This is a genomic window from Paenibacillus endophyticus (genome assembly GCF_014192395.1).
GTDB classification, from domain to species: Bacteria; Bacillota; Bacilli; order Paenibacillales; family Paenibacillaceae; genus Pristimantibacillus; species Pristimantibacillus endophyticus.
Genome location: NZ_JACHXW010000012.1, coordinates 107,357 through 134,313, shown reverse-complemented (window position 1 = coordinate 134,313; position 26,957 = coordinate 107,357). Strand labels below are relative to the sequence as shown.

Here is a 26,957-nt window from a genome sequence, read left to right as displayed (position 1 = left end):
AGCCGAAGCCGTTTCTTCTTGTTTTAAGTATGGATAAGAAAAGAGGGGATGACATGAATATTAGAAACGCGGTTAATGATGGCACTTTTGGCGCGCCTAGGCTGGAGCTGCAGCAATCCTGGTGGGCTATGTGGCAGCTTGGTGAGCATGGCAAGGAATGGACGATGGAGCAAAAATTTGAGAAAATCGCAGAGGCGGGCTATGCGGCGATTAGCGCCGCCGTGCCGCCGCCGGAAGAAAGGCAGGAGTGGCACCGCCTGCTGGATCGTTATAAGCTTGGCTTTAACGCTATTGCTTTTCCATCGAGGGTGGAAGATATCGTACGGAGCATAGAGGAAGCTAGCCAATTTGGTTCTGTGCAATATATGAATTTGCAGGTCATGGACGGATTCGTCATTGATCAGCAGGCGACCGAGCTGCTGTCCGGTTTGCTTTCGAGAGCGAAGGAGGCCGGCATGCCAACCTTTATCGAGACGCACCGAGGGACTCTCACGCAGGACCTTATCCGAACGGCTGCCTATGTCCGCGAGCTCCCGGAGCTTCGCTTGATGATCGATTTGTCCCATTACGTCGTAGCGGGTGAGCTGAACGGCTCGCTTGCGCGCGCGGAGGAATATTTTGCCGTGCTGCTGGAGCGCACCTCGGGCATTCATGCCCGCGTATCGAACGGCGAGCAAGTCCAAATTGATGTCGGGCCTGAAGGCGATCATCCGATGCTGCCACATTTTGAACGCTGGTGGCGCACAGGAATGAGAAGCTGGCTTCGGCAAGCACAGCCTGGTGACGTATTGCCCTATGTAACGGAGCTAGGCCCTCCGGGCTATTATGCGATTACCCAAAGGACAGCCGCTAGGAAGGAAATGGAAATTTCGGATCGCTGGCAGCAGGCGTTATTGTTCAAGCGATTGGCTGAGGCGCTGTGGCAGCAGGTTCTTAGCGAGGAGGAATAAAGCGAGGGTAACAGCACACAAAAGGCTGAACAGATATTGCCTCTCTGTTCAGCCTTTTGCATAGGTGGATTTATGTTAGAAGAAATGGCAATCGGTAAGCCAGTCCGATTTAGGACCGAAGCAGCGCTTTTAATTTAAGCTCCGGTTGTGTCAGGACTTCCGCGTCGAGTACGGCCTGAGAGGCAATAATCATTTCGGCTAGCCGTATATCCTTGGCTATGCCGGGGCCGCCGATGCCGCTTGCCGCCGCGAGTCTATTCTCAGCCGTCAAATGGAAGAACAGGTCGCCTTTGGCGCCGAGGCTGCGATGAACGGTCGTTGTGCCGGCATCGGGCAAGCCAGCGACTTGCAGAGTCAGGTCGTATTGGTCCGACCAGAACCAAGGGACTGCCGCATAAGCAGCCGCAGCACCAAGCATGCTTCCTGCGGCATGCGTGCCTTGGTCCTGGGCGTTGCGCCAAGACTCTAGGCGAATTCGCCTGCCGCCATAAAGCGGATGAGGGAAGGAGCAGCAATCGCCGGCTGCAAAAATATCCGGATCGCTCGTTGCCAACCTCTCATCAACGAGAATGCCATTCTCCACAGCTAGTCCGCTCTCGGAAGCCAGGGCTGTTTCGGGAATGGCTCCTATCCCTGCAACGATCGTATCGCACGCTAATGAATCGCCGTTACCGAAGCGGATGAGGTACTCTTCCTTGCTGCTCGACATTCCGGCAATCGCGCTGCCAAGCTTGAACTGTACGCCAGCCGATTGATGGCGAGCAGCGACAATGCCAGCAATCGCTTCGGGAACGCCTCTCATTAGAATGCGCGGACCTGCTTCGATAACGGTGACTTCACAGCCGCGTGCTCTTGCACTGGCTGCTACTTCAAGGCCGATAAAGCCCCCGCCAATGACGGCAATTCTTTTTCGAGGCTGCAATCGTTCGCGAAGTGAGACGGCATCGCCATAGGTACGAAGATAAAACACGCCAGTCCATGCCAGCGGGCTGTCGGAGCCGGGCTGGGGGCTGGCAAGCTTTCTGGGCTGCGCGCCGGTTGCGAGCAGAAGCCGCTCATAAGTAAGGCTGCTGCCATCGTTTAACGTAATCCTATGGTTCCTCGTATCAATGGCAACGGCTTTGTATGCTTTCCGCAGCTCGATGCGCTGCTCCGCCGTGTGCTCTGCAAGGAGGATTGAGGCAGGAGAAGGTTGATCTTCCTCCTGCAGCATTTGCTTGGATAAGGGCGGGCGCTCGTAGGGCGCATGCGCTTCTTCGCCGATAAGCGTAATCCTGCCCGCCCAGCCCAAGCTGCGGAGCTCGGCGGCTGCGCGTGCGCCGGTTTCACCGGCTCCAATAATGATCATGCCATGGTCTGACAAATGGACGCCTCCTTAATTAATTCGGATCCAGATATGACCGGATTCCTGTTTGAGCGGATAGGTTTTGAGCGCTTGGCAGACGGGGGCTCGCTTGGCTTCACCTGTCGTGTAATCGAAGCGACCGTTATGCTTCGGGCATTCAATATAATTGCCCATAACGAGGCCGTCCGCCAAATGGAATTTCTCATGCGTGCAGTAGCCGTCCGTGGCAAAATATTCGTTTTTCGCGGAACGGTAAATGGCAAAGGTCCGATCTTCATAGTCGAATCGGATGACATCCTCTTCCTCAATATCTTCTTCTTCACAGGCGGCAATCCAGCCTTCGTATGCCATACGGGCACCTCTTTTCTTATGATGGTTTGTATTCGATACCGCTGCCGTCTTCAATGCTTGGGCCATAGGCGTAAGGATGGGCCGTTGCTGGAAGCGTTCTTAAAATGGTAAAGGAAGGGTCTTTACGCTGCCGAATGAGTGCCGAGAATACCTCTTTAAGCGCCGCTCCAAGGCTCGGCGATGGCTCGGGACAATCATGCTTCATTTCCTCATGCAGCTTAGGCAGGGCATGATAGGGCACCATCGGGAACATATGGTGTTCGATATGGTAATTCATGTTCCAATACAAGAAGCGAAGAACCGGATTCATATAGGTGGTGCGAGTATTGAGGCGATGGTCCAGCACATCCTCATAGAGCCCGAGATGCTGGGACAGGCCGGTCATAAGCACAAGGAAGCTTCCGAAGAAGGAAGGCAGAACAATAAACATCGCTGGAAGAATGCTGCCTTTATAGATGCACGCTGCAATGACAAGGATAAAAATCAGCATGTACACCCGAGACTCCATACAGGTTTTGCGTATTTCCGAAGCGGGAATATATTCCTTCTCCTCTGCGTCGAGCTTGCTAAAGCAATGCAGGAGCATTCGCTTTAAGTCCTTCGGACCGCCATACAGCTTAAAAAATTCCATTACGATGACATACCAAACTGGCGGACGCGGGGCTACGATTTCGGGATCCCTCCCTACGATAATCGTGTCGGTATGATGCCTGGAATGGCTCCATCTCCAGGGCGTAGCCGGCCTTAGAATCATAAACGAAGCGATTTGGTAGACGACTTCATTCATCCAGGATGTTTTGAAAGCGGTACCATGACCGCATTCATGCCAGCGCGAATCGGCGGGTGAAGCGTAAAGCACGCCATAAAGAGCGAATGTAGGGAGGGACCACCAGGTTCCCCAAGAGAAGTAAGCAAGAAATCCGGCAGCGGCAAGTGCGGCAAACCAAATAATCGTATCCCGGATGGCAGGGCCATCCTTGCGCTTCATAAGCTCCTTCAGCTTGGAGCGGGGTATGGGGGTGAGATACCATTCTGCTGCGACCAGCCCCTTTTGCTGTGCCAAATCGCTCTCGGGACCGGTCAAGCTATAGTCCCGTTTAGGTATTGTTGTGGTCGGCAAGAGCTCTTCCTCCTTCATCAGATGTTTATATGGATCGTACACAATTAAGAAGCGCTAAACAATGCGTGGAATTGATTTATTTTTGTCTGTAATTGATATTTAATAGAAATATAAAATTTAATGGATTTCAGGGTAAAATAAGCTGTGGGAAAGCAGGCTCTCCTGTAAATCGAGTTAGTTAAGCGGTTCACTTTGTCGTTTTTCTCACGGTTTCGTTTATTAAAGGAGAAATGGTCATAAGTAATCAGTGAGAAAAGAGAGGGGAAGAGCATGGAATTAAATCAAAACAATGTGTCTATTGGTGGCTTGTGATTTACGAATGCTTTGGTGCTTGCCGAATAGAAGAGCCATAAAAGAGTAGGGTGATTGCCTTATGTATAAAGTGCTGTTGGTGGATAACGAAGTATTTGTACGCAAAGGGCTGAGTGGTTTAATCAACAGGGAGGAGTGTCGCTTGGAAACTTATGGATAAAATGAAAACGAGAGGGAAGCACATGAATGGATTGAACGCTACCTACAGTCGCGATCTGGTCATTACGGATATGCGCATGCCCGTTCAATCAGCGGGGGCAAGCGGTGAATCAGGTGACGCCAACTTCCATCCGGGCGACCATGCCGATTATTGCCAGCCTGCCAATCATTATGGTTAATCCGTTCCTACAAAAATATCCTGTGAAAGGGATGACCCTCGATGTCGTCAAAGAATAGCATTGCCAGCATGTAAAAACAGCAGCCCAGGAATGGCTTATTCCCGCTGGCTGCTGTTTGCTTGCTTTACGATTTTCGCATGCCGCTCCAAGATAACCGTCTAATCTCCGAAGCGGTTCTTCCGGTTATTTGCTTGATCATTCTGGCAAAATGATGCGAGGTTTTGAAGCCGCAACGGTGTGCGATCTCAGTCACGTTTAGGCCTGTGCTGGTTAACAGCTCGACCGCCCGATCAATGCGGTAGCTCCATAAATAAGCTATGGGCGTCGTTTGCTCATACTGCTTAAACAGCCTGACCAGATGCTCGGGAGATAAGCCGACACGCTCCGCTAACTCGGCTAGCGTCAATTCGTCCATGTAATGCTCATAGATTTGGGATAATACCTGATAAATGGCAGGATGTTTTTCTTTCTTGAGCAGCGATCTTCTGGATTCAGTTGGATAGAGAAATAGTGCGGCTAATCCAAGGCTAATAATGGCAGGATCCTTTGCTGAGGCATAGCGCTGCATATTTAGCATTAGATCAAGCAGCCGGTTCATTTCTTCAGTTAGCGGCAGGTATTCTGGAAGTTGATCAAGGAGTTGTCTTGTCTCTTCGGACAGTATGTTTATATGAACAGCAATCCAGCGATGCCAAGTTTCCTCGGTTCTGGAGAAGGTAAAGTTTTCTTCGCAGCCGGGTTTGAGCAGTACTACATGGCCGGGGCCTATCCTGACCATTCTGCCGTTAATTTCAATGTTCATCTCTCCGGTGTATAGCATGACTAGCTGAACATCCTGCTGAATGCGAGGGCCGAGTCGGCCTCCTGGTGGATAGACTATTGAACCAGCGGTAACATTGCCAATATCTTGAATAGAGATGTTAAGTGGTAGGATAGACATCATAATCACCTCGAGGAAGCATAGTAAGGAACTAGCCGTATTATATCAATGATAGGTACAAAATCGCAACATTAAGCCATTGCCACCACAGGAGCCGCGCAGTATGCTGGTATAAAAGGCAAGGAGCCACATCTATGACTGATTACGATAGCTATCAAAATTATACTTCGCCGGCATACGGGACGATCTTTGCCGGACATTTTAATGAAACGGACCGTTATATGACCACCCGTCCTGAAGGTATGACGGATTGGCTCATAACCTATACACTAGAGGGCAAAGGATACTTTCGGACACCGGCGGGTGAAGAGAGCTGCTCAGCAGGTGATCTTGTACTGCTGCGCAGCGGCGTGCCTCATCAATATGGGACAGTAGCAGGCGGCATGTGGAATTTTATCTGGGCACATTTTCCGGGTATGATTGAAACCAATTATTTGCCTGAACAAGAGCTTATTATTCAGAGTGTCGGTAAAGCGCAAATGCAGAAGCGGGTTTATCAGGCGCTTAAAAATATTATCCAAGATTCGCGAGAACAGCGGTCCTTCTGGCTACCGATATGTGAGAATGAAATTCGAGGCATCTTATTGCTAATGGCAGAGCGGGGCAGGCGCCATGGCGATCCACGAGTAGAGGAAACCTTGCATTATTTGTCCAAGCATATGAGAGAGACAATTCGAATTGAGGACATTGCCGAATACGTCGGGTTATCGAGTTCCAGATTGTCGCATTTATTCAAGGAAGAAACGGGTTCGACGATTGTGGAGACGGTCAACGCGATGCGAATTCGGCAGGCTGCCTTGCTCATACGGAACTTTGGCCGTACAGCCTCCGAATCCGCCTATGACGTCGGGTTTCACAACTATAACCATTTCGCCTTGTTATTCCGCCAGCAGATTGGCAAGAGCCCTAGAGAATATGCAAAACTTCCTATTAGTTAGAAAAAAGCCGTGCCCAGCGCGGATTTTTTATCATTGCAAGTTCTTGTCCAAAGCACAGAACAAAAACTTGCATTTATTCCCGGTTGAGGACAAGAACTTGCAGTGAACCTAACGGGCTTGAGTTTGTGATAAGTTAAATCTAATAGGCGATAAAATGTGAAACGTGTAAATATTTAAAGGAAAATTGCCGATATGGAAAGATGCACTTGGTACTGAAGGATAAGGCTGATCAAGACCTTAAGATTAATTAAGTCCCCGGCGCATCGGATTCGGATTACAGTCGGCACGCCGAACGAATATTGGAATATTTGCAAATGAACTATATGAACGATCTGTCCCTCGACCAGCTTGCGGATCGCATGAGTCTGCATCCGAATTATATTACTTTGTTTCTTGCTTATGTGTGGCGGTTACGGATATAACGTCCTGGAGGCATTCCTTCCGATTTCGTAAATTGCTTGGTAAAGGAATAAATATCCCCATAACCAAGACTAACGGCTACGTGTTTAATGGGGAGTCCGGAGAGGAGCATCATTTTGGCCTGTTTCATTAAATGTTCAATGTGGTACCGCTGAGGGGAAACGCCGGTTGTGGCTTTAAATAGCTTCCTGAAATTCTCATAGCCCATATTTACGGCTGCTGCGGCTTCCTTAATATCGTAATGGATATCATTGGCGCCGCCGATTAGTTGGCAAGCTTTTGAGATTTTATGATCATTGTGCTCTCTCTGAGTATGATGTACGCTGCCGTGCAAATGGATAATGAGTTCTTGAGCTTTCATCAGCAAATAGGGGAGCCTTTCATCTACAGCGGCTTTAAGAGAGTTCAGCAGGGCGGCAAATTCATTCAAAATATCGCTTGTATGTCGTGTCGGCTGCACCTCTTGGTCGGAATTTATGATGCCTAGCGTTTTGAGGTAATGATAGACAGGATAACCTATGCTGATATAAAACTCGATCCATTCCCCATTCGGCTCGATTTCGGTGGAGTGCATACGATCGGGCAAACGTTGTACCAGATCCCCTGCTTGCATTGTAATAACAGTGCCTTCCTTTGAGATAAATCGTCCGTTGCCTTGCAGGACAAACAAACAGCTGTAATATCCGATCCTGAAGTCATACTGGGAGCGCTCTGCCGTTCTTTTTCTCATAAAGCCGCATGACAAAATGCCCTGGTCGAAATCGTCTCCGATACACCGGTATACGACATCGTTTTCTTTTATAACATCTAAATTCATATCGTCACCGCACCTACCAAAATGGATAAATGAATTACCAGACCTAACATTTTATATGAAAACTTGTCCTTATATTATAAGGGTATCGACTTTCATAGCACAACCAATTAAGACAATTTATGAGGGGGTTATTCGAAACGTATGAAGCTGAACAGAGACTGGGAGAATCCGCATGTCGCTCACAAGAACCGTCATCCCATGCATGAGCCATATGGAATATACGAAACCGTGGAACAGGCGCTAAGCGGCGACCGGAGAGCGTCAAAATACGTAAAATGCTTAAACGGCACTTGGAAATTTAAAACGTTTTCATCTCCGGATGTAGTAATTGATGAGTTTTATCATCCTGCATATGACGTGTCCAAATGGGATGATATCCCTGTTCCTTCCAACTGGGAGTTGTTCGGATACGGGAAACCCATTTACACTAATATTAAGTATCCCTTTGCGCGGAAGGGGGCGGACTCTCATCACGAAATTCAACTGAAGCAAGATGAATTTGTTTTGAATCCGCCTTATGTGCCGGAGGATAACCTCACCGGATGTTATGTTCTATCGTTCGAAATTCCTGAACATTTTAACGGCAGAGATTTGTTTATCGATTTTGCCGGTGTGGAATCCTGTTTTTATCTGTGGTTTAACGGGAAGTTCGTCGGTTATTCGCAGGACAGCAAGCTTAACGCTTCTTTTGATATTACCGATTACATCCAAACGGGGCAAAACCATTTGGCCGTTCAGGTGATGCGATTCGGAGCCGGTTCTTATCTGGAGGATCAGGACTACTGGCATCTATCGGGTATTTTCAGAGATGTTCTGATTTATGCAAAACCGCGAATGCGAATTCATGATTATAAAATCGAAACGCTTTTCCCGGGTGATTATGACAATGCCGAATTAGCTGTGACGGTTTATCCTAATAATCAAGCAAGCTGTTATGGGGATGCTCACGTGCGACTGTCTCTTTATGGTCACGATCGAAAATTGGTTACGCAATTTGAGACGCCGAAGTTTGCGGATTTCAGATCCTACCTGCAAGACAACTATGTGGCGAAAGTCAAACAAACCATTAAGAGTCCCCAATTGTGGAGCGATGAAATTCCTTACCTCTATAAATTGGTATTGGAAATGATCGACCCTGACGGAAATGTCGTTGACATCGAGAGTGCAAATGTCGGCTTCCGAGAAATCAGCATCGATAACACCGGGATATTGAAAATTAACGGCAAACGTCTCATAATTCGCGGAACCAACCTTCATGCATTTTGTCCCGAAACGGGGCGCGTGGTGTCGACGGAGTATATGAGTGAGCAGATCAAGATCATGAAATCGCTAAATATCAATGCGGTAAGAACGAGTCACTATCCGCATGCCGTCGAATGGTACGACCTTTGTGATGAACTGGGCATATATGTTGTGGATGAGGCCAATATTGAGACCCATGGCATCGGCGGCCAGCTCAGCGCATCTCCCGAATGGACGCATGCTTATATGGAACGCGCAGCACGGATGGTGTTGCGGGATAAGAATCATCCCTCGATCATTCTGTGGTCCTTGGGAAATGAGTCCGGTTACGGAGCGAACCATGCTGCCATGTACGGGTGGATGAAGGAATATGATAAAACAAGATATGTTCAGTATGAGTCCTTGAATCCTCCGGCCAATATTTCCGATATCATGGCGCCCATGTATCCTCAGAAGGATTGGATCGTGGATTGCATGACGAGCAGCGATGACTTGCGGCCGTTTATTATGTGTGAATATGCGTACGCGAAAAGCAACAGCAACGGGAATTTCAAGGAATTCTGGGACCTTATTTATAAATTCCCGCGGTTTCAGGGCGGCTTCATTTGGGATTTCCAGGATAAAGCGCTTGTCCGGCATGATGAATCTGGGAACAAAAAATATGTTTATGGCGGCGCCTTCCAGGAAGAGATTATAGATTCCGCGCCCGATATGTGCCTGAACGGCATTGTATTTCCGGATTTAACGCTGAAACCGGCTGCCTATGAAATTAAAAATATACAAGCTCCCGTCCAGATCGATAATTTTGAACGGCCTTATAATGTTCCCGGTAATAAAAGTTATCGAATTTATAATCATTATACGCATCGGGACTTAAGCCACCTGGACATCGGTTGGGAACTTGTTTGCGACGGGAAGGTTGTGGAAAACGGTACATTACCCCGATTACACACGCCGGCCGGAGCTATCGAAAGTCTTCAGGCACCATACGATCCAACCAAGGTCTCTGGGGAAGCGTTCCTGAATTTTTATGCTTATCTGAACGAGGACACCTATTATGCAAATAAGGGAACCAGTATCTATGCATGCCAGATCGAGTTGAAAGATTCCGTATATGAAATACATACCGGGGATATTCAAAGTGGGAGCCTGGTATATGAAGAAGCTGCGGATCGAATTCATATTTATAATGAAAATACGAACGTGGTTTTCTCGAAAGAAACGGCAGAGTTCATTTCTGTCAGATACAATAATCAAGACTACTTTACGGGCGGAGCGAACAATTTCTATCGGCCGCCAACGGGGATAGACGCAGGTGTGCCTGGTGAGACGCTAAACTATGCAGATGATTGGAGAAGCCTCGGGCTGGACTCCGATCAGAAAGAGATCAAGCGTATCCGGGTATATGCAGCGCCTGCATCAGTCATCATTCAGGTTCATGTTCTTTATCATGGATGCATTGAATCACTTACGGAGTATGCGATTGGCGGTAAAGGCATTGAAATTACTAACACTGTCGTGAATAATGCTAATGTCGATACCTTACCGAGAATCGGTCTGAGCTTTACCTTCCCTGCTGCCTGGAAGAGTATCAAATGGTATGGCCGCGGGCCATGGGAGAACTATGCGGACCGTAAAACGGCTGCCTTCGTCGGTATATATGAAAGCTCTGTTGAAGAACAGCATGTTCCCTACATCGTGCCGGTTGAGTGCGGGGGCAAGGAAGATGTCCGTTATTTGTATGTGTCGGCTGATGACCGCAAGGTAAAAGTTACCTCGGCGGGTCACTTCCATTTTGACATCCATCAGTACAGCATCGGACAGTATGACAATGCCGCCTATGAGGACGAGCTTGGCACATCCGATTCTGTTTTCCTTCATATCGATTACAAACATGCAGGTCTTGGTGGAGATACTGGATGGACCAAAAATATTCACGATGAATATAAAATCGAAAAGGGCATCTATGTATACAAGATCGCTTTAGAGATCGTGGATTGAATAGTAGATCCTCGAAAGCGAAGGATAGAAGTGAATTTTTGATAAAGGCACTGGCCAAAGTCAGAGGTCTTTATTGATTAACGACGATTCATTGGCATTGGCTTCTAGTACATCGGATCGGACTCCGCAATGTGCATCAGCGCCTTATTCTGACTTACGGATAAGGATATGGGCTGAAGCAATTCCTTGACTACCTGTCGTCCGAACAGGCTCAAGTCCTGATCAACTGGAACGGCAAACGCGTCGTTCCGGCAGACGTGCAGAAGCGTATCATCGAGGATAACGAGGCGTTAAAGAAGGAATCCGGCGTTCAATCCTATGTCACCATGGGACTCCACTATGGCGATGGCGTCAAGGATTCTACCGGCAATTTCTTCAAGAAGAAGAACTCTGAAGAAATTCAGAACAAGTATACGGCCGCGGACAAGGAAATTTTGAAGGCCTATGCCGCTACGGTTTGGGAGGATTTCTTCACGCCAGTGAACGACATGCCGGTGAAGCCTTTGGGAGTGGCCACGACGACGAGGTCTCGATCCTGCAAACCAAGGTGAAGGATATTTTACCTGGAGTCGGATCCCTCAGGCCATTATGGCTAAGCTGGAGAATTTCGACTGAATTTGGGATGAATATCAACAAGAACTGATCAGTACCGGTGTAGAGTGAATGGAAAAAGGATTTTCGAAATACATCCAGGATCGCGTCAAGCTTTGGAACGAATAGGAACTAGTTAAGATTATTCGCAGCCAAGATCTAGTCCATCGGGACCGGATCGGGTCAGTACGATTTGGAGAGAGTTAAATTCCGTGAGCCTAACTGGCTCGCGGAATTTTTTACTTCCTTGGCCTTGGCCAAAGTGTACCGAATGCCATTTTTCCGATCATGATGCTAAGTAAGCAATTGTATCAATGATCCGTTGTGCCGAATCATTGGAATCCTCCGCAAGCTTGCGTACCTCATTGATAGAGCTTTACGCAGTTTGAAGATGATGTAGTCCGTTTTAAGTATTGCTAAGTTGACTGTGAGAAAAATAACCAGGTTTGCATTCAGATAACTCCTCTTTTTATTAAATTAACGGGAGACTATAGCTTATCAATCACCACAGGCGAGGCTGCCGGCAGCCTCGCCTGTGGCAGTCGGTCAATGCAATCGAATGCACTATAGTCGAGCAAGCGGACAGAATAGTTCGAATGTGGCAATTTGAGAGAAGGTAGGTTTTTAGTTCATGGCGTTTACACATATAGGAAAAAAGTAAATGAAATTTAATATCCAAGAGAGAGCGGGGGAAAATGAGGAGCGATATTCATCTATTTATCGAGCAGAAAACAATAAACTTTAGTTTAGTGCATTATGGAACGGATTGCGACCCGCAGCTGCTCCATTTCATTAAATAATGAAGCAGTTTAGCGTGGAAAAAGTCAAAATTCTTAGTAGAAACATAGAGATAAGAAGTTGGGAATTACCGTGACTGTATCACAAATTGTAGTAAAGAACAGACAATGAGAGGGCTATCCAGAAATTATAGATTATGCAGATATCATTATCGATGGTATTTCATTGTGTGAAAGTATCGCACATGATCTCGATATAGTAAAAAACCGACAAGTCAAAACCGTTGTGCATAAGAAGATAAACCGATCACAGTACATATGTACAAAATACTTTGTAAACTCTAATTGTAAATAACTCAGGAGACACTATATATATCAGCTTTTTGATAAAATGTGTCACATTACAACAGTAATAGATAAATTACTTGGATATTTTTATTTAATATACTTTCTGAGTCAGTTCAAGTTCATTTTATTGTAGTGGGAAAAAAATATAGAATTCACTTCTGCATGTACAATGAACACAAATATTAATATTTAATAGCTAAATTTATTATGCGTCGAACCTGAAAACTATTGCGAACATGTTTAATAATTGATGACAGATATTCAAGAAAGATTAAAACAAGCAACATTACAAAATATTTTGCAGTAAGAGTATCGGCACTCATTTAGCTGAATATAAGTGGAAAACAACATCTAAACAAAAGTTTATCCAATACTATTGCACAAAACCTGTATTTTGTACATATGTCTGTAGATTGAAATAAACCCACTTGTAATCTGATATTCTGTATATGTTGTCAATGTATGATGATTTCTATATGAGTCATAAAAATAACTTCTCTCTTCCTATCATCTGATTAGTCTTAACCGTATTCTCAACATTTATTTCATTGATATTCTTTTTCTTGTTATTCACGGGCGGATTTACGTATTTCAAGCGCTTCCTAACGCATATCATGCTCAAGACGACGACTGGTTCGCCGTTTTCAACGGAGAGTAACGCAACTTGTAGCGGTGATCTGATGCCATATGTACAAAAAGGACCTGAGTCCGGTTTTATCTCGAGCTCAGGTCTTTTGCAAAATGAAACGTTCGTTAATAATAAAGTCATTGACTACCCTGTAGTTTCAGCATGCAATTCAACTAATAACTTTGTCAGTTAGCAGAAATAACTGTTCTTTATTAAGAGTTGCAATACTGTGCTGTCTATATACGCTAGTATCGGATGACAAGAACTTGATCCCATTTCCCACTCTATTTGCGTTTAGCTAAGGTTGAGATTGGAGCCTTCCTTCCAGTCACCAATAACAGTTTCTTTTGCGATGTTACCTACTCGTTCCCATGCAATTTTTCTTAATTCATTCCCTTCACTAGGTATTCGTTCTTCAGTGGAGATGGTGGAACTGGTAGGTAGCGAAACAGTTCCCTCTGATCCAACTGATTTTGATACCTGAAAATTACCACAGCCGGATAAGAATAAAATCACAAGTAAAGTCCCAACAAAAACTGGTTTCATTAAGTTCATATGTAAACCTCCTCTGCATTTACAGACGTTTAATGAAAAGTTATGTTGCATTAACCTATCTTGCCCGTTAGCGCAATGAAGCAGCCGATCATTGTGGTCGGCTGCTTCCTTTATTGAGCTATCGTTCTCCGTTAGCGTAGTCAAAGAGTCCCTCCATTACGCCCTCTTCGTGAAAATATGGAAGGTGACACCGAATTTGTCGGTCACCATCCCGTACGCGGGGCTGAAGTGGATCTCCTGCAGGGGGAGATCCACCTGCCCGCCCTCCTGCAGCGCCTCATAATACTTCCGGGCTTGCTCCTTATCGGCGACGGTTATGCAGATGTTCACTTGATTGCCCTGCGCGAACCGGGTCCCCGGATCCGTATCGGCGACGAACAGATCCGTTCCTCCGATCTTCAGGACTGAATGGGCCAAGCGGTCCCTCGCCTGCTCCGGCACCGCTTGTCCGGGCGCTTCGCCGAAGGTCTGCTTGAATACTACCTTCGCGTCAAGCGCTTGCTCGTAAAAGGCGATCGCCTCCCGGGCGCCGCCGTCCAACATAATAAACGGGGTCAATTGCACTTCCATGGTTATACAGCTCCTTTAACCTTTAGGATTGATCTCTCCCTGATAGTGTAAACTTTAATAGTGACAACTCCTGTCATAATCAATAGTTTTTTTACGAACAAATTGATCTGACTCGGCCGCTAAATTAAAACATAACCGGAAGCCCGTTGTAATATCCCACTATCCTGCCAGTTAGCTCAACGAGGCTGCCGATTTATGCCGGCAGCCTCGTCCTGGTGATTGTTAAGCTATAGTCTCCCGTTAATTTAATAAAAAAGAAGTTATCTGAATACATACCTGGTTATTTTTCTCGCAGTCATCTTAGCGATTCTACCTTAAACATTTCATCACGTTTTTCAATCATCACTTGAAAAAATTTCAGGGAGGCCTGGATTTCAGACTCCGATAATGCATTTAAAACCGATATAAATCTAACCTCCATCAATTCATGCATGGTCGCATGTAATTCATAAATCCTTTTGCCCTTGGGTGAAAGGGTAAGATAGACCTCTTTTTTATTATCAACCATCTGGTTTCGTTTGATAAAACCCTCTTGAAGTAACTTATTACTAATTTTTGAAATGCTGGCTTTGGACAAATTCATTTTTTCTGCAATCGATGTATTGTTAATAGGTTCATTGTTTCCAATGCAATCAATCACATGTACGCTTGTCAAGTTGCTCGGAATGGATGTAATGCCATGTGACTGTGCCAAGCCAGTAAACTCGCTAATCTCTGCTGTAAACATTTGCTCGGTTAGATGAACAAAGTGAAGAAAACGTTCGTATAATGTTCGCTTTAACCCCTCAGACATGATGCTAACATCCCCTTTACAAAAGCGAATTGCCCCTAGCAAGTTTAGTATGCGGGCTAACGCTATATGATTTTTTTAAGCCTTATTTCTTATTGTTCACTTATAAATAATTTTATCACGTCACCTCATAGGGATCAACCCTGAAATACCGAATATAAAGAGAAGTTGACAGCCATTACGCTTTTATATTATAGTTTCATCGTTAACAATAATAAAGAGAAGGTGTTGCATTTGACTCGTTCCGATTCATCCGATCAGTCAACTGAAGTCCATGCATTTACAATCGAGGGGGTATGACTGTGAATCTTGCCAAAACGATAATAGAACGCCGAACCATTCGCAAGTTTAAATCAGAGCCCGTCCCATTCGAAGTAATGAATTCATTGCTCAAACAAGCTTCAAGTTTGTGGAAATCCGAAGCGCCTCAACATTGGCGTTGCATTTATTATGACTCCATGGAATCGCGTTTGCGACTGGCAGAGAGTATGTTTGCCAAAGTAATAGACAGTCAGCTTGGTAAATTTATCCCTTCAAAATTAACGGGATTTCTCACCAAATCCGTTCTCAATACGCCGGTACATCTGGTTTTTATTGCGGCATCTGCAGAAAATCAACGACAGCGTGACAACAATTATGCCGCCGTCTGCAGCATCATGCAAAACCTTCAATTGGTAGGTTGGGAAAACGGTTTAGGGATGCTCTGGTACACGGACCCATTGCTGAACAATCCATCATTTTTTAATGAAATTGGTCTGAAAGCAGGGGAAAAGTTTGCCGGTATTTTAAATATTGGATACTTTGATAGGTCACCTAAAGCCCGAAAAAGGACACCCGCGGAAATAAACTGGACAGAATTCACAACAGATACCAAACCGCATCTAACTAATGAAGACCGTTATGTATCTTCTCAAGACATTTTGGAAACATTAAACATCGCTGTTTGGGCACCGAATGATGGACTTCGTGAACCATGGCGTTTTATTTATGTGACCGGCGAAGAAGCCGTTGCCAAACTCGTGCCTTCACATGGGAATACCTCGCAGTCATTACTTATCGTATTGGCAAAGAAAGAAGCTGACCCGCACAAGCAAGCGGAGGATTATGCTGCAGCATGTTGTTTGATTCAGAACTTTCAATTGTTGGCCAACTCTAAAGTCTGGTATGTTCGACGCACCATTCCAGAATGGATATATGAGCGACGGCTACCGATACCTCTTAAGATAGATCTGCAAGAGAGAATTGTAGCTGTGCTGGAAGTTGGGACAGTGGAGCAAATTTCATATACATCCTCCACTCCCTCGACTTTAAATGTAATACGTCTTTGAATAATTATGAACCTCATTTAAGGAAGCACCAAAGTACGATTGGGCGAATGAATCCCCCCCACCGCCGACACTTCGTGTTTACCAAGACAACGTTCGGCAATCAAGAGAGAAGGCATTTTCCCGATGCTTTCTCTGCAGCTTTTTGTTACTTCTTCACCAATATCAAAGCCAGCGGAGAAGAAAACTTAACTGTATTCAGCTGCGGAAAATGGGTATCATCAAGCATGGTCCCCCTCGTCTCCGACGCAAATCCATTATGAAATTATGCGGTATAAATTCTTGTCTTCAGGTTTGGGCAAGAACATATATCCTTACAACAAAAAAACCGCTGTTTAGGCGGTTTCCAATACATATATGTTGTTATCCTCTGACAAGTTGATAAGAACATAATGTCATAAATTACTATTTCGTAGGATTTCATCACCTTGGATCAGATCAATCATAGGAAATAGCACATGTATTACTGATCGAGTGGCTTCACGATACTCTGGACTGAATATTCTGTTAAAAAAGCGGTTCCAGGCGATCTCTTTTCTGATAGTCAACCATCCAACCTGGATATTCAGGAGGCAGTGTACTCACTTCGTCAAGTTGTCGAATTTCATCTTCCGTCAGTTCTATATTTGCGGCTTCCAGATTTTCTTCCAACTGTTCCAATCGTTTCGCGCCAACAAGAACAGAGGTTACAACTGGTCTTGTCATCAACCAAGCGAGCGCCACACTTGCAATGCTTGTCCCATGTGCTTCAGCGATTGGTTTTATCTTATCAATGATATTCCAAGCTCGCTCTTTATCTACAATCGGGAAATCAACCGCAGAGCGTCGCGAATCCTCTGCCTTTTGATTCTGTCGATCGTAACGCCCTGACAGCAGACCGCCAGCAAGCGGACCCCAAACCAGAAGTCCCATCTTCTTTGCTTCCATCAAAGGCGCCAGCTCTCGCTCAACATCGCGGCTAGCTAGAGAATAATATCCCTGAACCGTTTCAAAGCGAGCCAGATTCTTGCGTTCAGAAATACCAAGAGCATCAGCAATTTTCCAAGCATGCCAGTTCGATACGCCAATATATCGCACCTTACCCTGTGTTACCAGATCATTTAAAGCACTTAAAGTTTCTTCTACAGGTGTCAAGAAATCATCGGCGTGAATCTGATACAAATCGATATAATCCGTCTTCAATCTTTTTAAACTTGCTTCCACTGCATTCATAATATGTCCTCTTGAAGCGCCGACATCGTTACGTCCCATACCTGTTCGTCCGGCGGCTTTACTAGCAATTACAACTTCCTCACGCGCAATACCAAGATTGCGGAAGGATTGACCAAGAATAATTTCACTTTCACCTTCTGCATAAATATCAGCCGTATCAAAGAAATTAATTCCGATATCGACACTCTTTTTTATCATTTTGTCGGCTTCTTCCTGCCCAACTGAACCGAGAATTTTATAGTTATCCTTTCCACTCGTAAACGTCATCGTGCCTAACGCAAGTTGTGAAACTAAAAGTCCTGTATTTCCAAGCTGCTTATACTTCATTCTGTATATCCTCCTTAATATTGGGCATTTTATAGCATGATAATCATGCTCGCTTTGCAACCAGCTCGTAACTGTCCGCTACATCCGTTATTATGTGCCTCTTTCTTTTTTATAGAAAGTTCAATCGTATTGAATGTCTGCCTAATCCTCCAAATGGAGTTGTTTTCTTATGTACGACGTGTTCTAATGCATATTAAGAAAACCTTTTGTTATTAAGAGGGGATATAATACCATGGACAACAATCAGGATAATGTACATGAGGTCCTGTACCGCTTATTGAATGTAATTCTAAAATTACCTTTACGTACAAGTAGATTTCAGACAGAAATTCCCTTCTTTCAAATCTTAACCGAAAAAAGTCCTACAGTTGCAAAAAAAGGTCCATTAAAACCGTCTCTCTGCATTATTGTGCAAGGGAAAACGCACATGCAGATTGGAGAAGATACTATTGAATATAAACCGGGGAATTTTCTTGCAACAAGTGTAAGTTTTCCAGTTACAGGCCAGGTGGTAGAAGCCTCATCTGATGCTCCATATATGGCGCTTCGGATTGAATTGACACCTGGAGAAGTCGCCGCTGTAGCAACTGAAGCCGACCTGAAGCTCCAACCAAAATCTGAACCGCATCAAGGCATTTTTGTTGGCAAAACAACCCTTGAGGTTGTGGAAGGTTTTGAAAAATTGCTCAAACTCTTGCAAAACCCCAAAGCCGCAAAGTACCTCGCACCAGCAGTAAAAAGAGAAATTATCTACTGGCTGCTAGCCTGTGAAGAAGGTGCCGCTTTTTACTTCAGCATGTTATGGCATCAGGAAGCTTCCCAGATAAGTAAGGTAGTTGACTGGGTTACCCAAAACTTTAATTGTACCATTAACATTAAAGAACTGGCTAAACTTGGGAGTATGAGTGTTTCCAGTCTTCATTACAAATTTAAAGAAGTTACCGGTAAAAGCCCTTTACAATATCAAAAACAACTTCGTCTTCAAGAAGCGCGAAGGCTTCTACTTGACGGTGCAAATGTAACCGAAACGGCATTGCAAATGGGCTACCAAAGTTCGACTCAATTCAGTCGTGAGTATAAGAGATTGTTTGGACTCTCACCAGTTCATTATCTCAGATCCCGTAATGATGCCCTTTCAAATTAACGAACAATTCAAAGCCTTCTCGGTTATTCTCAAACGTAATTGGCCTTCCGAGCTCGACCCCGCGGTAGTTTTGCGCTCGGGCTACATGTTTGAATTTTGCAATGTCGACACCGACAATTAAGGTAGAAGTGATTTGATTAATTCGTTCATTTTGAGTAGAAAGCATCTTGTAGTCTCCTTGGTTTGTTTTTGGATCCGGTCGCTGGCCAGCATCGTGGACCCATCAACATCATACCAAGGAGTCTTTTTGTTTCTCAAATCTTGTAATTCTTCATAATAGGAATGCTGCCATTAACGTAATAAAGCTACCGATGGTGCGCCGGCAGCTTTATTACGTTTGGCTATTCAACTATTTAGCAGTACAAAAATGATGATATCTTTGAAGTGGATTATAACTGCAAGAAGTTAGATCGCAATAGCAAAAGGGTGAATTGAGGGTTATACTTGCCTTTCTATTCAACCTATTTGCATTACGGTGAAGAAATTTTATTTTGCTTCGCTGCCTGAAAGGATTACCGGAATCTCATCGAAACGCCGGTACACGATTTTCCCTTTTTCCTTAGCCACTCGTACCATTTCATCAGCTCCTGCCGATGGTCCTCCGACTCGCAAAACAGCATCGCAATGAGACAGAAGTCTCACCGCTGACGGGTGAAAGATTTTGTTAAACACTTCATCTCCGGTTGTGCGGGAGCCGGCAGTTTCCATCAATGGAAGTGCATACCACTCCCCAAGAACCGGCATATGCCCCATCTCATAAACCTGGAGTGCAGCTTCATTCATAAGCTGGACATTTTTTTCAATAAGCATCGGATCATCGCCCGTATTAGACCGATAGGGTCCGGCAATTAATATATGCTCGGCTTTTCGTTCCAGTTGAAGAAGCCTGTGTATTTGCGCGTATTGCAGTAGCATAATCGTTTTGGCGTCCCTAATTTCACCTTGTCTGATCATCTCCAGTGCGTCTGCAAAAGAAAGCTCCAGTACCTCGATATGTTCCTGTTCTTCCGTAACTCCTCCGCCTTCATTCACCTGCATGCGGGAATCATATTCCGCCGTAAAAAAGTGCAGCAGCTCCGTCACCGAACCAGGAGACATATAGGCTTCACTGATCTTTTTCATGTTTGTTATCCTGTAGCCTGTTTCCTCCTCTGTCTCTCTGCGAATACAATCTTCAGGACTCTCCGAATCGAGCAAGCCCGCGCACGCTTCGATAAGCATCCCCGTGTCGTTGCTGTTGACATATGTAGGCATTCGGAACTGACGGGTGAGAATTACGGATTGTTTTTCCTGATTGTAAAGAAGAATGACTGCCCCGTTGCCACGGTCATAAACCTCTCTTTCTTGGATTTCCCAAGTGCCGTTGTTAGTTTGATAGGCAAAGGTCATTTTCTTTAGCTGATACCAATTAGCAGATAATACCGTTTCAGCTTTTATTTCTACTCTTGGATTTATGGATATGTTCATGGAAAATCCTCCTCAACATGTGCGCTTAACTAGCAACCGTATCATTCAGACTAGCTCCTTTTTCTGGATAGAAAAAAGCCGGAATCCATTGTAATATAGATGCTTCCGTTACCTTCCTGAATTTTCTCATTCAAATATGATCTGAAGGCTTCTAATTTATCTCCTGTTAGATAAAACCTAGCGTTCATTGGCGTAGAAGTCATATATTGAATAAGCGGTTCCGCTTCGTCCACCTGCATACAATCTTCATACCGGATCAACTCCATGTCTGTGAATTGGGACGCCAGTATGTTTGCTCCATTATCAAAATGAAACCGCTCCATGACATTGTCCAGCACTCGCATATCGGGATCGAATGCTCTTGCGAGCTGCTCCATTTCCTGAAGATGGCTCTTGCTCATGGTAGACGTATAGAGTTGACCGTCATGTTTAAGCACCCTATGGCACTCTGAAAGAGCTTGCCCGATATCCAGCACGTGATATAGCATGTGATTCGCAATGATTACATCGAACTCGCTGTCTTGGAACGGAATCGCTTGCGCATCAGCCATCAGAAAAGCAAACTGGTTTCTTTGATCATTTACATTGGTTCGAGCGGCTTCCAGCATGCCCGGTGATATGTCGATAAGCGTGATGCTCCATGATGGCGGAACCCTGTCTATATTTCGGCTCCACAAGGCGGCATCTCCGCAGCCAAGTTCCAATATTTTAAGATCCGAAGCTGAACCCAATTGATCGAAGAACCACCGGTGCCATCCGATTTTATTGGCGCTGAATCGGTCGTAGAGCCGGATTCTTGCCTGCAGACGGAGCGCATTACGGTACTGCTCACCCCAATTTTTTTCGGTATGAATCGTCTGAATAATATCCGACAAACTATCCCAATCCGTTTCTGTTGGATGTTCCCGGAGCAGATCCAATGCTTCATCTATCGCTTTGGATACATATTGCATGTGGACAATTTTCTGTCGAATCACTTCCTTTTGCACCATTAGGGAGTTCTTTAAGTCTTGCTCAGGAAGTGAGCCTTCATAGATAATTTGCTTGATGTCGGCAAGAGTCAGACCGATATATTTTAGAGTATGAATTTTTTGTAGCCGAACTAAGTCTTCTTTACTGTACAAACGGACAGAAGCATGATTATATTGCGATGGCTTTAGTAATCCGATCTGGTCATAATACCTCAACGTTCTAATTGTCATTCCTGTCCGTTTTGCGATCTGTCCGGTTGTTAAATACTCCTTGTCTCTCCGCTTCAAGATTGCGACTCCTTCTGCCAAGTTTCTTCATTGCCTTTAGCGTATCCGTTTGGATGGGTACGATGCCACTCCCAGGCGCTTGCGACCATCTTTTCCAAGCTGCTTCTCTTTGGGGACCAGTTCAGCTCATCCTTGATGAGTTCAGGCGATGCGATCAATACAGCTGGATCGCCTTGGCGTCTGGAAGCAATCTGCACTGGAAATGCCAGCCCGGTCACCTTCTTGACGGTTTCAATCACTTCTTTTACTGTAAATCCCTCACTGTTGCCGAGATTATAGACACCGCTTCTCCCACCGTTCCTCAAGCTGTTCACGGCCAGAAGATGCGCTTCGGCAACATCCATGACATGAACATAGTCCCTTATACAGCTTCCGTCTTTCGTAGAGTAGTCATCTCCAAATATCATTATATTTTCTCTTTGTCCTAATGCAGCCTGGATAGCCAAAGGGATAAGATGAGTTTCCGGGTCGTGATCCTCGCCGATTAACCCGTTGTCATGAGCTCCGGCTACATTAAAATATCTCAAAATCACGTATTTGATCCCGTGTGCCTGTTCCACCCAATGCAGCATCCGTTCTATCGCTAGTTTGGTTTCTCCATATGTATTCCTCGGGATTTTCCGGTCATCCTCGCGAATCGGGATTCGTTCCGGATCTCCATAAACTGCGGCTGTAGAAGAGAACACGATGTTATCCACGCAGTGCTTGTGCATAGCCTCTAGCAAACGCAATGTTCCTTCCACATTATTTCGATAGTACTCTAACGGCTGCGTCATGCTCTCCCCAACAAGTGAGCTGGCCGACAAATGGATGACGGCTTCGATTTCATTTTCCTTAAAGATCTTGTCCAACATTACCCGATCATTCAAATCGCCATTATACAGTTTACCACCTAATACAGCATACTGCCTTCCCACGGCCATTCGGTCTATAACAACGATTTCCTCATGCTGTTCAATAAGAGCGGCAACTACATGGCTCCCAATATAGCCGGCTCCCCCACAAACCAATATTGCCATTTACTAAATCCTCCATTTCATCTCTTCGTTGTTTTGATTATACAAGGTTACGTTACGTCACGTTCAAGCTTTATTTTTATGGTCGAATGATCCCATAATTCTAGAGCCTTCATGCATTCTCTCAAGAATATCGATCATTGCTTTTTCAGGTTCGGTGATTTCTTAAGTATTAATCATGCTATTCAATAAAAAGCCTGGTTACGCAAGTTCTTATTCAATTAACAGGTGAAATTGTGCCTCTAGACATCATAGATGTAAGGACTACCTCGAAGAAGCAGATGCCATCATTGACGGCATCTGCTTCTTCGAGGTAAAAGCTCTTATCACTTAAAGCGTTGCCGACAACGCCATCTTCATCGCTACATCTCCTGAGATTGGCCCGGTTACGCCAAAATGGACATTTTCCATCGTCCAGAACAATTCAGTCATGCCCGGTTGTTCGAATACGAATCCGTCCACATCGCCCACTTTCGTCTTCGTAAATAACTCTGCCGGATAGACGGATGCCATGCGGCTGACCGAGAACGTCACCGTATGTTCGCCCGACGCATACGTAACGATGATATCTCTAACTGGTTGACCTGGCATCCCCACCGCTGCCATTTCGGTTAAAGTGTACCCGTTCGGTACAAAGGACGGCAGCAGCAGGCCTTCTCCGAAAGACGCCTTTGCTTCTTCGACCGAACCCAGCGACAATGTCGTCAATTTTGTCAGATCCGAACCGGTGATACCTCCATTAGTCTGTGTCTGTGACGGAGACACATTCTCCGTCGTACTATCCACAGGCGCCGGTGCACTCGGTGTACCTAACAGCGGGATGGCCACAACGATTGAAACCGCTGCTGCCAATCCCACCGCCGCCACCTTCCATGATTTCGCAAGTTTCCATTTACGCCCTGCCTTCTCAGCGGCCGCTTCTTGACGAATCTTCCGCTTTAGATGCTCACTCATCTCCATACTCGAAAATAACATTTCATCAGACTCCTTTCTAAACTGTAGATGCAGTTCATGATCTCTATCCGTCATGAATGATTCCCTCCTTGCCGATCTCTCGGGCGAGCATTTCACGCGCCCGATGAAGTTTGTTGCGTACTGTTCCTTCCGGCGTGCTAATGGCTTCTGATATCTCCCGGGTGCTCAGGTCCGCGTAGTAATACAAGTACAACACTTCCTGATACGGTAACGGTAGGCGCAGCACATGCTGCAGCACTTCGCTCTTCTTTAGCCGTTCAAGCGCCTCATCTTCCACGCTGATCGTTCGGCCAAGCTCCAACTTGCCTGGCTCGGTCGGCTGTTCCGTGAACATGCGAACGCTCATTTTGTCGCGGCATATGTTGACTGTGATCGTCGTCAGCCACGTCTTGACGGTACTGTCGCCGCGGAAGGTGTGCCACTTTCGGTACGCGCGTAAGAATACCTCCTGGCTAATATCCTCGGCAAGATGAGCATCCCCGGTATAGAAAAACGCGGTCCTAATGACGATCGTGCCGAATTCGTTCATGAGTTGCTCCAGTGCTTGCGTGGGGTCTTTCGAAAAATCATTTTTATGTCGACTGCCGGTCGGCTTCACGTGATCACCACCTTCACCTTATTAGACGGTCCGAGTAGGAAATCCGCTGCAAATAAAGTCACGATTACATAATTCGGAATATGTTCATGTCCTCATTCGGTAAATATATCTCACAACATTACCCTATTCGTTCATTTTTATCTGTTTTATATTCATCCGTTTTGTGAACTAGCCTTCGTTTCTACACATCCGATAGTGACGTCGCCATATCGCCGCATTCTGTAATCATCAACTGAAAGGTCAAGTATTGCAACCTGCCACCAGCTTGGATCGCGCTCGCGTCGATACTTGCGCTCTGACCAAGGGTAAACGACTTCCCCGATCTTCGGAATCCGAAATGGAACTCCCCTCTTCTCGGTCTCGGCGGATGTTAAAGAAATAAAACTTGTCCACCGGAAAATGACCTGAACGGCGAATCTCTATAGAGCTTATAGAAAGGAGATTGCCTGCGGTGGGCAACCTGCTTTTTGCTTAATACTTGGATGTACGCCATTAGATTTCGGTAGAAATAGACATACAATCATAAATTCTAGATATAGTTACTTCTGATAAATGATGTTATATTCATCGAGAGAGTTCTCGGCAAAGGTACATACCCATTTCGGCCGGAATGGGTACGAAAACCATTATGAGGAGGAGTTATTTATGAAGAAGATATTTTCGCTCGTGTTTGCTATAACCTTGCTGTTCGGTATTGCTTCCCAAGCGAGCGCTTATGGAGGGGTTTACGTGTTTAACCCGTATCCGAATAGCTACGGAGCGGTTCCGGATTATATCGGCATTACGAAGCCCAGCGGGGCTTACAAATACGAAATCCGTATTTTAGAGAAGAATAATGGAATATACGGATCACTAACCTACCATTCAGGTAAGCTCGACGTGCCGTCAAGCGGATACGACATTCATCATACGCTATCGAGCTATACGAAGCTCATGCTGTTACACGCTGGAACCTTCGTTATTATAGCAGAGGCTTATAATAGTTCTGGAGCTCTCATCGGCAGGGATGAGGTCAAGGTTACTTTTGTATAGGCTATTATAGGTTATCGAGCTTAAACATAAACATAGGCCGTCCCCTGTTCATTCAGGGACGGCCTTCTTCCGTACTGATAATGTTGCTAAGGACACATTGAATGTCAAGCGATAAATGGTCATAGTTTAGTTATAGGTATGATGTTAAAGGAGGAAAATGAGGCTATGGCTCAACTTAAAGAACATGCATGTGATTTTACATTAGAGGTATTGGGGGAAGGTGTAGTTACAGCAGTTCCAGACCGTACATTGATTACACTGGGAACCGTTAGTGAAGGGGTAGATCTGATATCGGTCCAATCCGACAATGCAATAAAAGTGGCCGCGGTTATTGAAGAGCTGGAGCAATCGGGCATTGCCCGTGAGAGCATCAAAACTACGCAATTTCTAATGGAGCCTCAATACGATTATATAGACGGAAAGCAAGAGTTCCGAGGATACAGAGTCACCCATCTGCTTCAAGTGACACTAGACAATGTTACGGAGGCTGGACGCCTGATCGATGCGGCCGTTGCGAATGGGGCGAACATTGTTACTTCGATAGAGTTTGATACTAGCGAGGGTGCTAAAGCGAAACGAGAAGCATTAATTGCTGCTGTGCGAGATGCAGAGGCGAAGGCTACCGTTATCGCCCAGGCACTCGGCGTTTCTTTGTCCGCCGTTCCATGCAAAGTCGAGGAAGTAGTGCTGTCTGGGGCGGAGCCTGTGTTCTTCAAGGCGTCAGCAATGTCGCTGGAAAGCGCCACAAGCCCCATCGAGCCGGGTCAATTGACCTTCAGAGCCGCCATTCGCATTTGGTATTTGTATGGCTGACAAAAGAATAATGGCAGTTAAGGGAGCATATCATATTGGCTCTAGACTGCTGCTGTTTTGTTAACTAACGTTCCTTTTTACGCAATGGTCTTTTGAAATAAATAAACACATTATAGCAAAAAGGATTTATAACTATATCCAGAACCGACATACAACGTTCCCGCATTCCTCTATATACTCCGATTCAAATTGACCACCATTATTTATTATGGTTTTTTTTGAAGCAATATTGCCATTATCACAAACAAGAAGAACTTTGTTTAAACCCATTTTTTTTGTAATTTCAAGTGTTAATGCTAATAGGATAGATGCGTAGCCTTTTCTTCTTTCTGATGGGCGTATGCCGTAACCAATATGTCCATCACAATTAAGGAGCTTTGCATTGAGTTTATGTCTAATATTTACTGCACCAATGACTTTCTTTGAATATTTGTCTATAAACCAGTATGTAGAATGGGGGACAAAGCTCAGATTTGTTATCTTATCCTCTGTATCTTCCGAGTACAAAAAAAACTGATGGTTTCACCAATTCAAACGAGTTTGACATCCCACTACCTCCTACTGTGAATTTTATCAACAATAGCATTCAGTCCAAATAATAACAACAGTATCTGTACCATTTACTGAATTAATCGATCTTTTTCGTTTTTTTGAAAAGTTCCCTTTCATACAATCTAATGACATTAAAAGGCATGAGTCCGGTACAATGCCGGGCCCATGCCTAATTTTATAAATATGGATTGTGTCACAGACACGGAAAATCTTTTCTCCATCAATCTTATAACTTATAAACAGC

General features: G+C 45.1%; 23 protein-coding genes and 2 pseudogenes. 9 read left to right on the top strand and 16 right to left on the bottom strand.

The genetic code is table 11. The features are described from left to right. Positions 1-53: 53 nt before the first annotated feature. Positions 54-950, top strand: coding sequence for a sugar phosphate isomerase/epimerase family protein (locus FHS16_RS19240; protein ID WP_183566229.1), 897 nt, complete (start codon positions 54-56; stop codon positions 948-950). 109 nt (positions 951-1,059) lie between these two features. Here FHS16_RS19240 and FHS16_RS19235 read toward each other — a convergent pair whose 3' ends face one another. The 3 genes from FHS16_RS19235 to FHS16_RS19225 are packed head-to-tail and all read right to left on the bottom strand — an operon-like array spanning position 1,060 to position 3,766. Beyond that, entirely contained in the window at positions 1,060-2,313 is a 1,254-nt protein-coding gene (locus FHS16_RS19235) for an NAD(P)/FAD-dependent oxidoreductase (RefSeq protein ID WP_221226411.1), read from the bottom strand. A gap of 12 nt (positions 2,314-2,325) precedes the next feature. Next, complete coding sequence (locus FHS16_RS19230) at positions 2,326-2,646, bottom strand: MocE family 2Fe-2S type ferredoxin (RefSeq protein ID WP_139997389.1); 321 nt, start codon at positions 2,644-2,646, stop codon at positions 2,326-2,328. A 16-nt stretch (positions 2,647-2,662) separates the two neighbouring features. Further along, the gene (locus FHS16_RS19225; RefSeq protein WP_246431839.1) at positions 2,663-3,766 is read right to left on the bottom strand and encodes a fatty acid desaturase family protein; all 1,104 of its coding nucleotides are present in this window, start codon (positions 3,764-3,766) and stop codon (positions 2,663-2,665) included. 585 nt (positions 3,767-4,351) lie between these two features. On the opposite strand from FHS16_RS19225, the pseudogene FHS16_RS31850 reads away from it, so the two are divergent. Continuing rightward, positions 4,352-4,474: pseudogene (locus FHS16_RS31850) on the top strand (carbohydrate ABC transporter permease); the annotation flags it as partial. Between the two features lie 66 nt (positions 4,475-4,540). Here the strand turns inward: FHS16_RS31850 and FHS16_RS19215 are convergent. Further along, a complete protein-coding gene (locus tag FHS16_RS19215; RefSeq protein WP_183566223.1) occupies positions 4,541-5,356 on the bottom strand; it encodes an AraC family transcriptional regulator in 816 nt (271 codons plus the stop codon). A gap of 134 nt (positions 5,357-5,490) precedes the next feature. Here FHS16_RS19215 and FHS16_RS19210 point away from each other — a divergent pair, with 134 nt between their 5' ends. Continuing rightward, entirely contained in the window at positions 5,491-6,294 is an 804-nt protein-coding gene (locus tag FHS16_RS19210; protein ID WP_183566220.1) for a helix-turn-helix domain-containing protein, read from the top strand. A gap of 397 nt (positions 6,295-6,691) precedes the next feature. Here the strand turns inward: FHS16_RS19210 and FHS16_RS19205 are convergent, their stop codons facing one another. Further along, a complete protein-coding gene (locus FHS16_RS19205) occupies positions 6,692-7,531 on the bottom strand; it encodes a helix-turn-helix domain-containing protein (protein ID WP_183566217.1) in 840 nt (279 codons plus the stop codon). A 141-nt stretch (positions 7,532-7,672) separates the two neighbouring features. Here FHS16_RS19205 and FHS16_RS19200 point away from each other — a divergent pair, with 141 nt between their 5' ends. Then, positions 7,673-10,774, top strand: coding sequence for a glycoside hydrolase family 2 TIM barrel-domain containing protein (locus tag FHS16_RS19200; RefSeq protein WP_183566214.1), 3,102 nt, complete (start codon positions 7,673-7,675; stop codon positions 10,772-10,774). Positions 10,775-11,031: 257 nt separating this feature from the next. Beyond that, a complete protein-coding gene (locus FHS16_RS19195) occupies positions 11,032-11,325 on the top strand; it encodes a hypothetical protein (protein ID WP_183566211.1) in 294 nt (97 codons plus the stop codon). A 2,047-nt stretch (positions 11,326-13,372) separates the two neighbouring features. Here FHS16_RS19195 and FHS16_RS19190 read toward each other — a convergent pair. The 3 genes from FHS16_RS19190 to FHS16_RS19180 form a co-directional block, all read right to left on the bottom strand. Further along, positions 13,373-13,633 carry a hypothetical protein gene (locus tag FHS16_RS19190; RefSeq protein WP_183566207.1) on the bottom strand — a complete coding sequence of 87 codons (261 nt, stop codon included), beginning with the start codon at positions 13,631-13,633 and terminating at the stop codon, positions 13,373-13,375. 156 nt (positions 13,634-13,789) lie between these two features. Then, complete coding sequence (locus tag FHS16_RS19185; RefSeq protein ID WP_183566204.1) at positions 13,790-14,203, bottom strand: VOC family protein; 414 nt, start codon at positions 14,201-14,203, stop codon at positions 13,790-13,792. Between the two features lie 295 nt (positions 14,204-14,498). Further along, positions 14,499-14,996 (bottom strand): MarR family transcriptional regulator, encoded by a 498-nt coding sequence (locus tag FHS16_RS19180; protein WP_183566201.1) that lies wholly within the window; start codon positions 14,994-14,996, stop codon positions 14,499-14,501. A gap of 299 nt (positions 14,997-15,295) precedes the next feature. Between FHS16_RS19180 and FHS16_RS19175 the strand changes: the two genes are divergently transcribed. After that, positions 15,296-16,321 (top strand): nitroreductase family protein, encoded by a 1,026-nt coding sequence (locus tag FHS16_RS19175; protein ID WP_183566198.1) that lies wholly within the window; start codon positions 15,296-15,298, stop codon positions 16,319-16,321. A gap of 504 nt (positions 16,322-16,825) precedes the next feature. Here FHS16_RS19175 and FHS16_RS19170 read toward each other — a convergent pair. Then, the gene (locus tag FHS16_RS19170) at positions 16,826-17,857 is read right to left on the bottom strand and encodes an aldo/keto reductase (RefSeq protein ID WP_183566195.1); all 1,032 of its coding nucleotides are present in this window, start codon (positions 17,855-17,857) and stop codon (positions 16,826-16,828) included. Between the two features lie 232 nt (positions 17,858-18,089). Between FHS16_RS19170 and FHS16_RS19165 the strand changes: the two genes are divergently transcribed. Beyond that, positions 18,090-19,001 (top strand): AraC family transcriptional regulator, encoded by a 912-nt coding sequence (locus FHS16_RS19165; protein ID WP_183566192.1) that lies wholly within the window; start codon positions 18,090-18,092, stop codon positions 18,999-19,001. Here the strand turns inward: FHS16_RS19165 and FHS16_RS19160 are convergent. The 6 genes and pseudogenes from FHS16_RS19160 to FHS16_RS19135 all read right to left on the bottom strand — a co-directional run. Further along, positions 18,997-19,167, bottom strand: a pseudogene (locus FHS16_RS19160) (IS110 family transposase); the annotation flags it as partial. The gene FHS16_RS19165 and the pseudogene FHS16_RS19160 overlap by 5 nt on opposite strands. A 320-nt stretch (positions 19,168-19,487) precedes the next feature. Continuing rightward, on the bottom strand, positions 19,488-20,468 hold the full coding sequence (nudK, locus tag FHS16_RS19155; protein WP_221226409.1) for a GDP-mannose pyrophosphatase NudK: 981 nt from the start codon (positions 20,466-20,468) through the stop codon (positions 19,488-19,490). Between the two features lie 50 nt (positions 20,469-20,518). Then, positions 20,519-21,727: a MerR family transcriptional regulator gene (locus tag FHS16_RS19150; RefSeq protein WP_246431838.1), complete on the bottom strand. Its 1,209-nt coding sequence runs from the start codon at positions 21,725-21,727 to the stop codon at positions 20,519-20,521. Continuing rightward, the gene (gene galE, locus FHS16_RS19145; protein WP_183566189.1) at positions 21,724-22,746 is read right to left on the bottom strand and encodes a UDP-glucose 4-epimerase GalE; all 1,023 of its coding nucleotides are present in this window, start codon (positions 22,744-22,746) and stop codon (positions 21,724-21,726) included. Before galE ends, FHS16_RS19150 begins: the two co-directional genes overlap by 4 nt. 327 nt (positions 22,747-23,073) lie before the next feature. Further along, complete coding sequence (locus tag FHS16_RS19140) at positions 23,074-23,772, bottom strand: hypothetical protein (RefSeq protein WP_183566186.1); 699 nt, start codon at positions 23,770-23,772, stop codon at positions 23,074-23,076. Then, positions 23,762-24,316 carry a sigma-70 family RNA polymerase sigma factor gene (locus FHS16_RS19135; RefSeq protein WP_312890977.1) on the bottom strand — a complete coding sequence of 185 codons (555 nt, stop codon included), beginning with the start codon at positions 24,314-24,316 and terminating at the stop codon, positions 23,762-23,764. The genes FHS16_RS19140 and FHS16_RS19135 overlap by 11 nt, the downstream gene beginning before the upstream one ends. A 645-nt stretch (positions 24,317-24,961) precedes the next feature. On the opposite strand from FHS16_RS19135, the gene FHS16_RS19130 reads away from it, so the two are divergent. Further along, positions 24,962-25,348, top strand: coding sequence for a hypothetical protein (locus tag FHS16_RS19130; RefSeq protein WP_183566179.1), 387 nt, complete (start codon positions 24,962-24,964; stop codon positions 25,346-25,348). Between the two features lie 165 nt (positions 25,349-25,513). Beyond that, complete coding sequence (locus tag FHS16_RS19125; RefSeq protein ID WP_183566176.1) at positions 25,514-26,161, top strand: SIMPL domain-containing protein; 648 nt, start codon at positions 25,514-25,516, stop codon at positions 26,159-26,161. A gap of 132 nt (positions 26,162-26,293) precedes the next feature. On the opposite strand, the gene FHS16_RS19120 is transcribed toward FHS16_RS19125, so the two are convergent. Then, the gene (locus FHS16_RS19120; protein WP_246431837.1) at positions 26,294-26,668 is read right to left on the bottom strand and encodes a GNAT family N-acetyltransferase; all 375 of its coding nucleotides are present in this window, start codon (positions 26,666-26,668) and stop codon (positions 26,294-26,296) included. Positions 26,669-26,957: the final 289 nt, after the last annotated feature.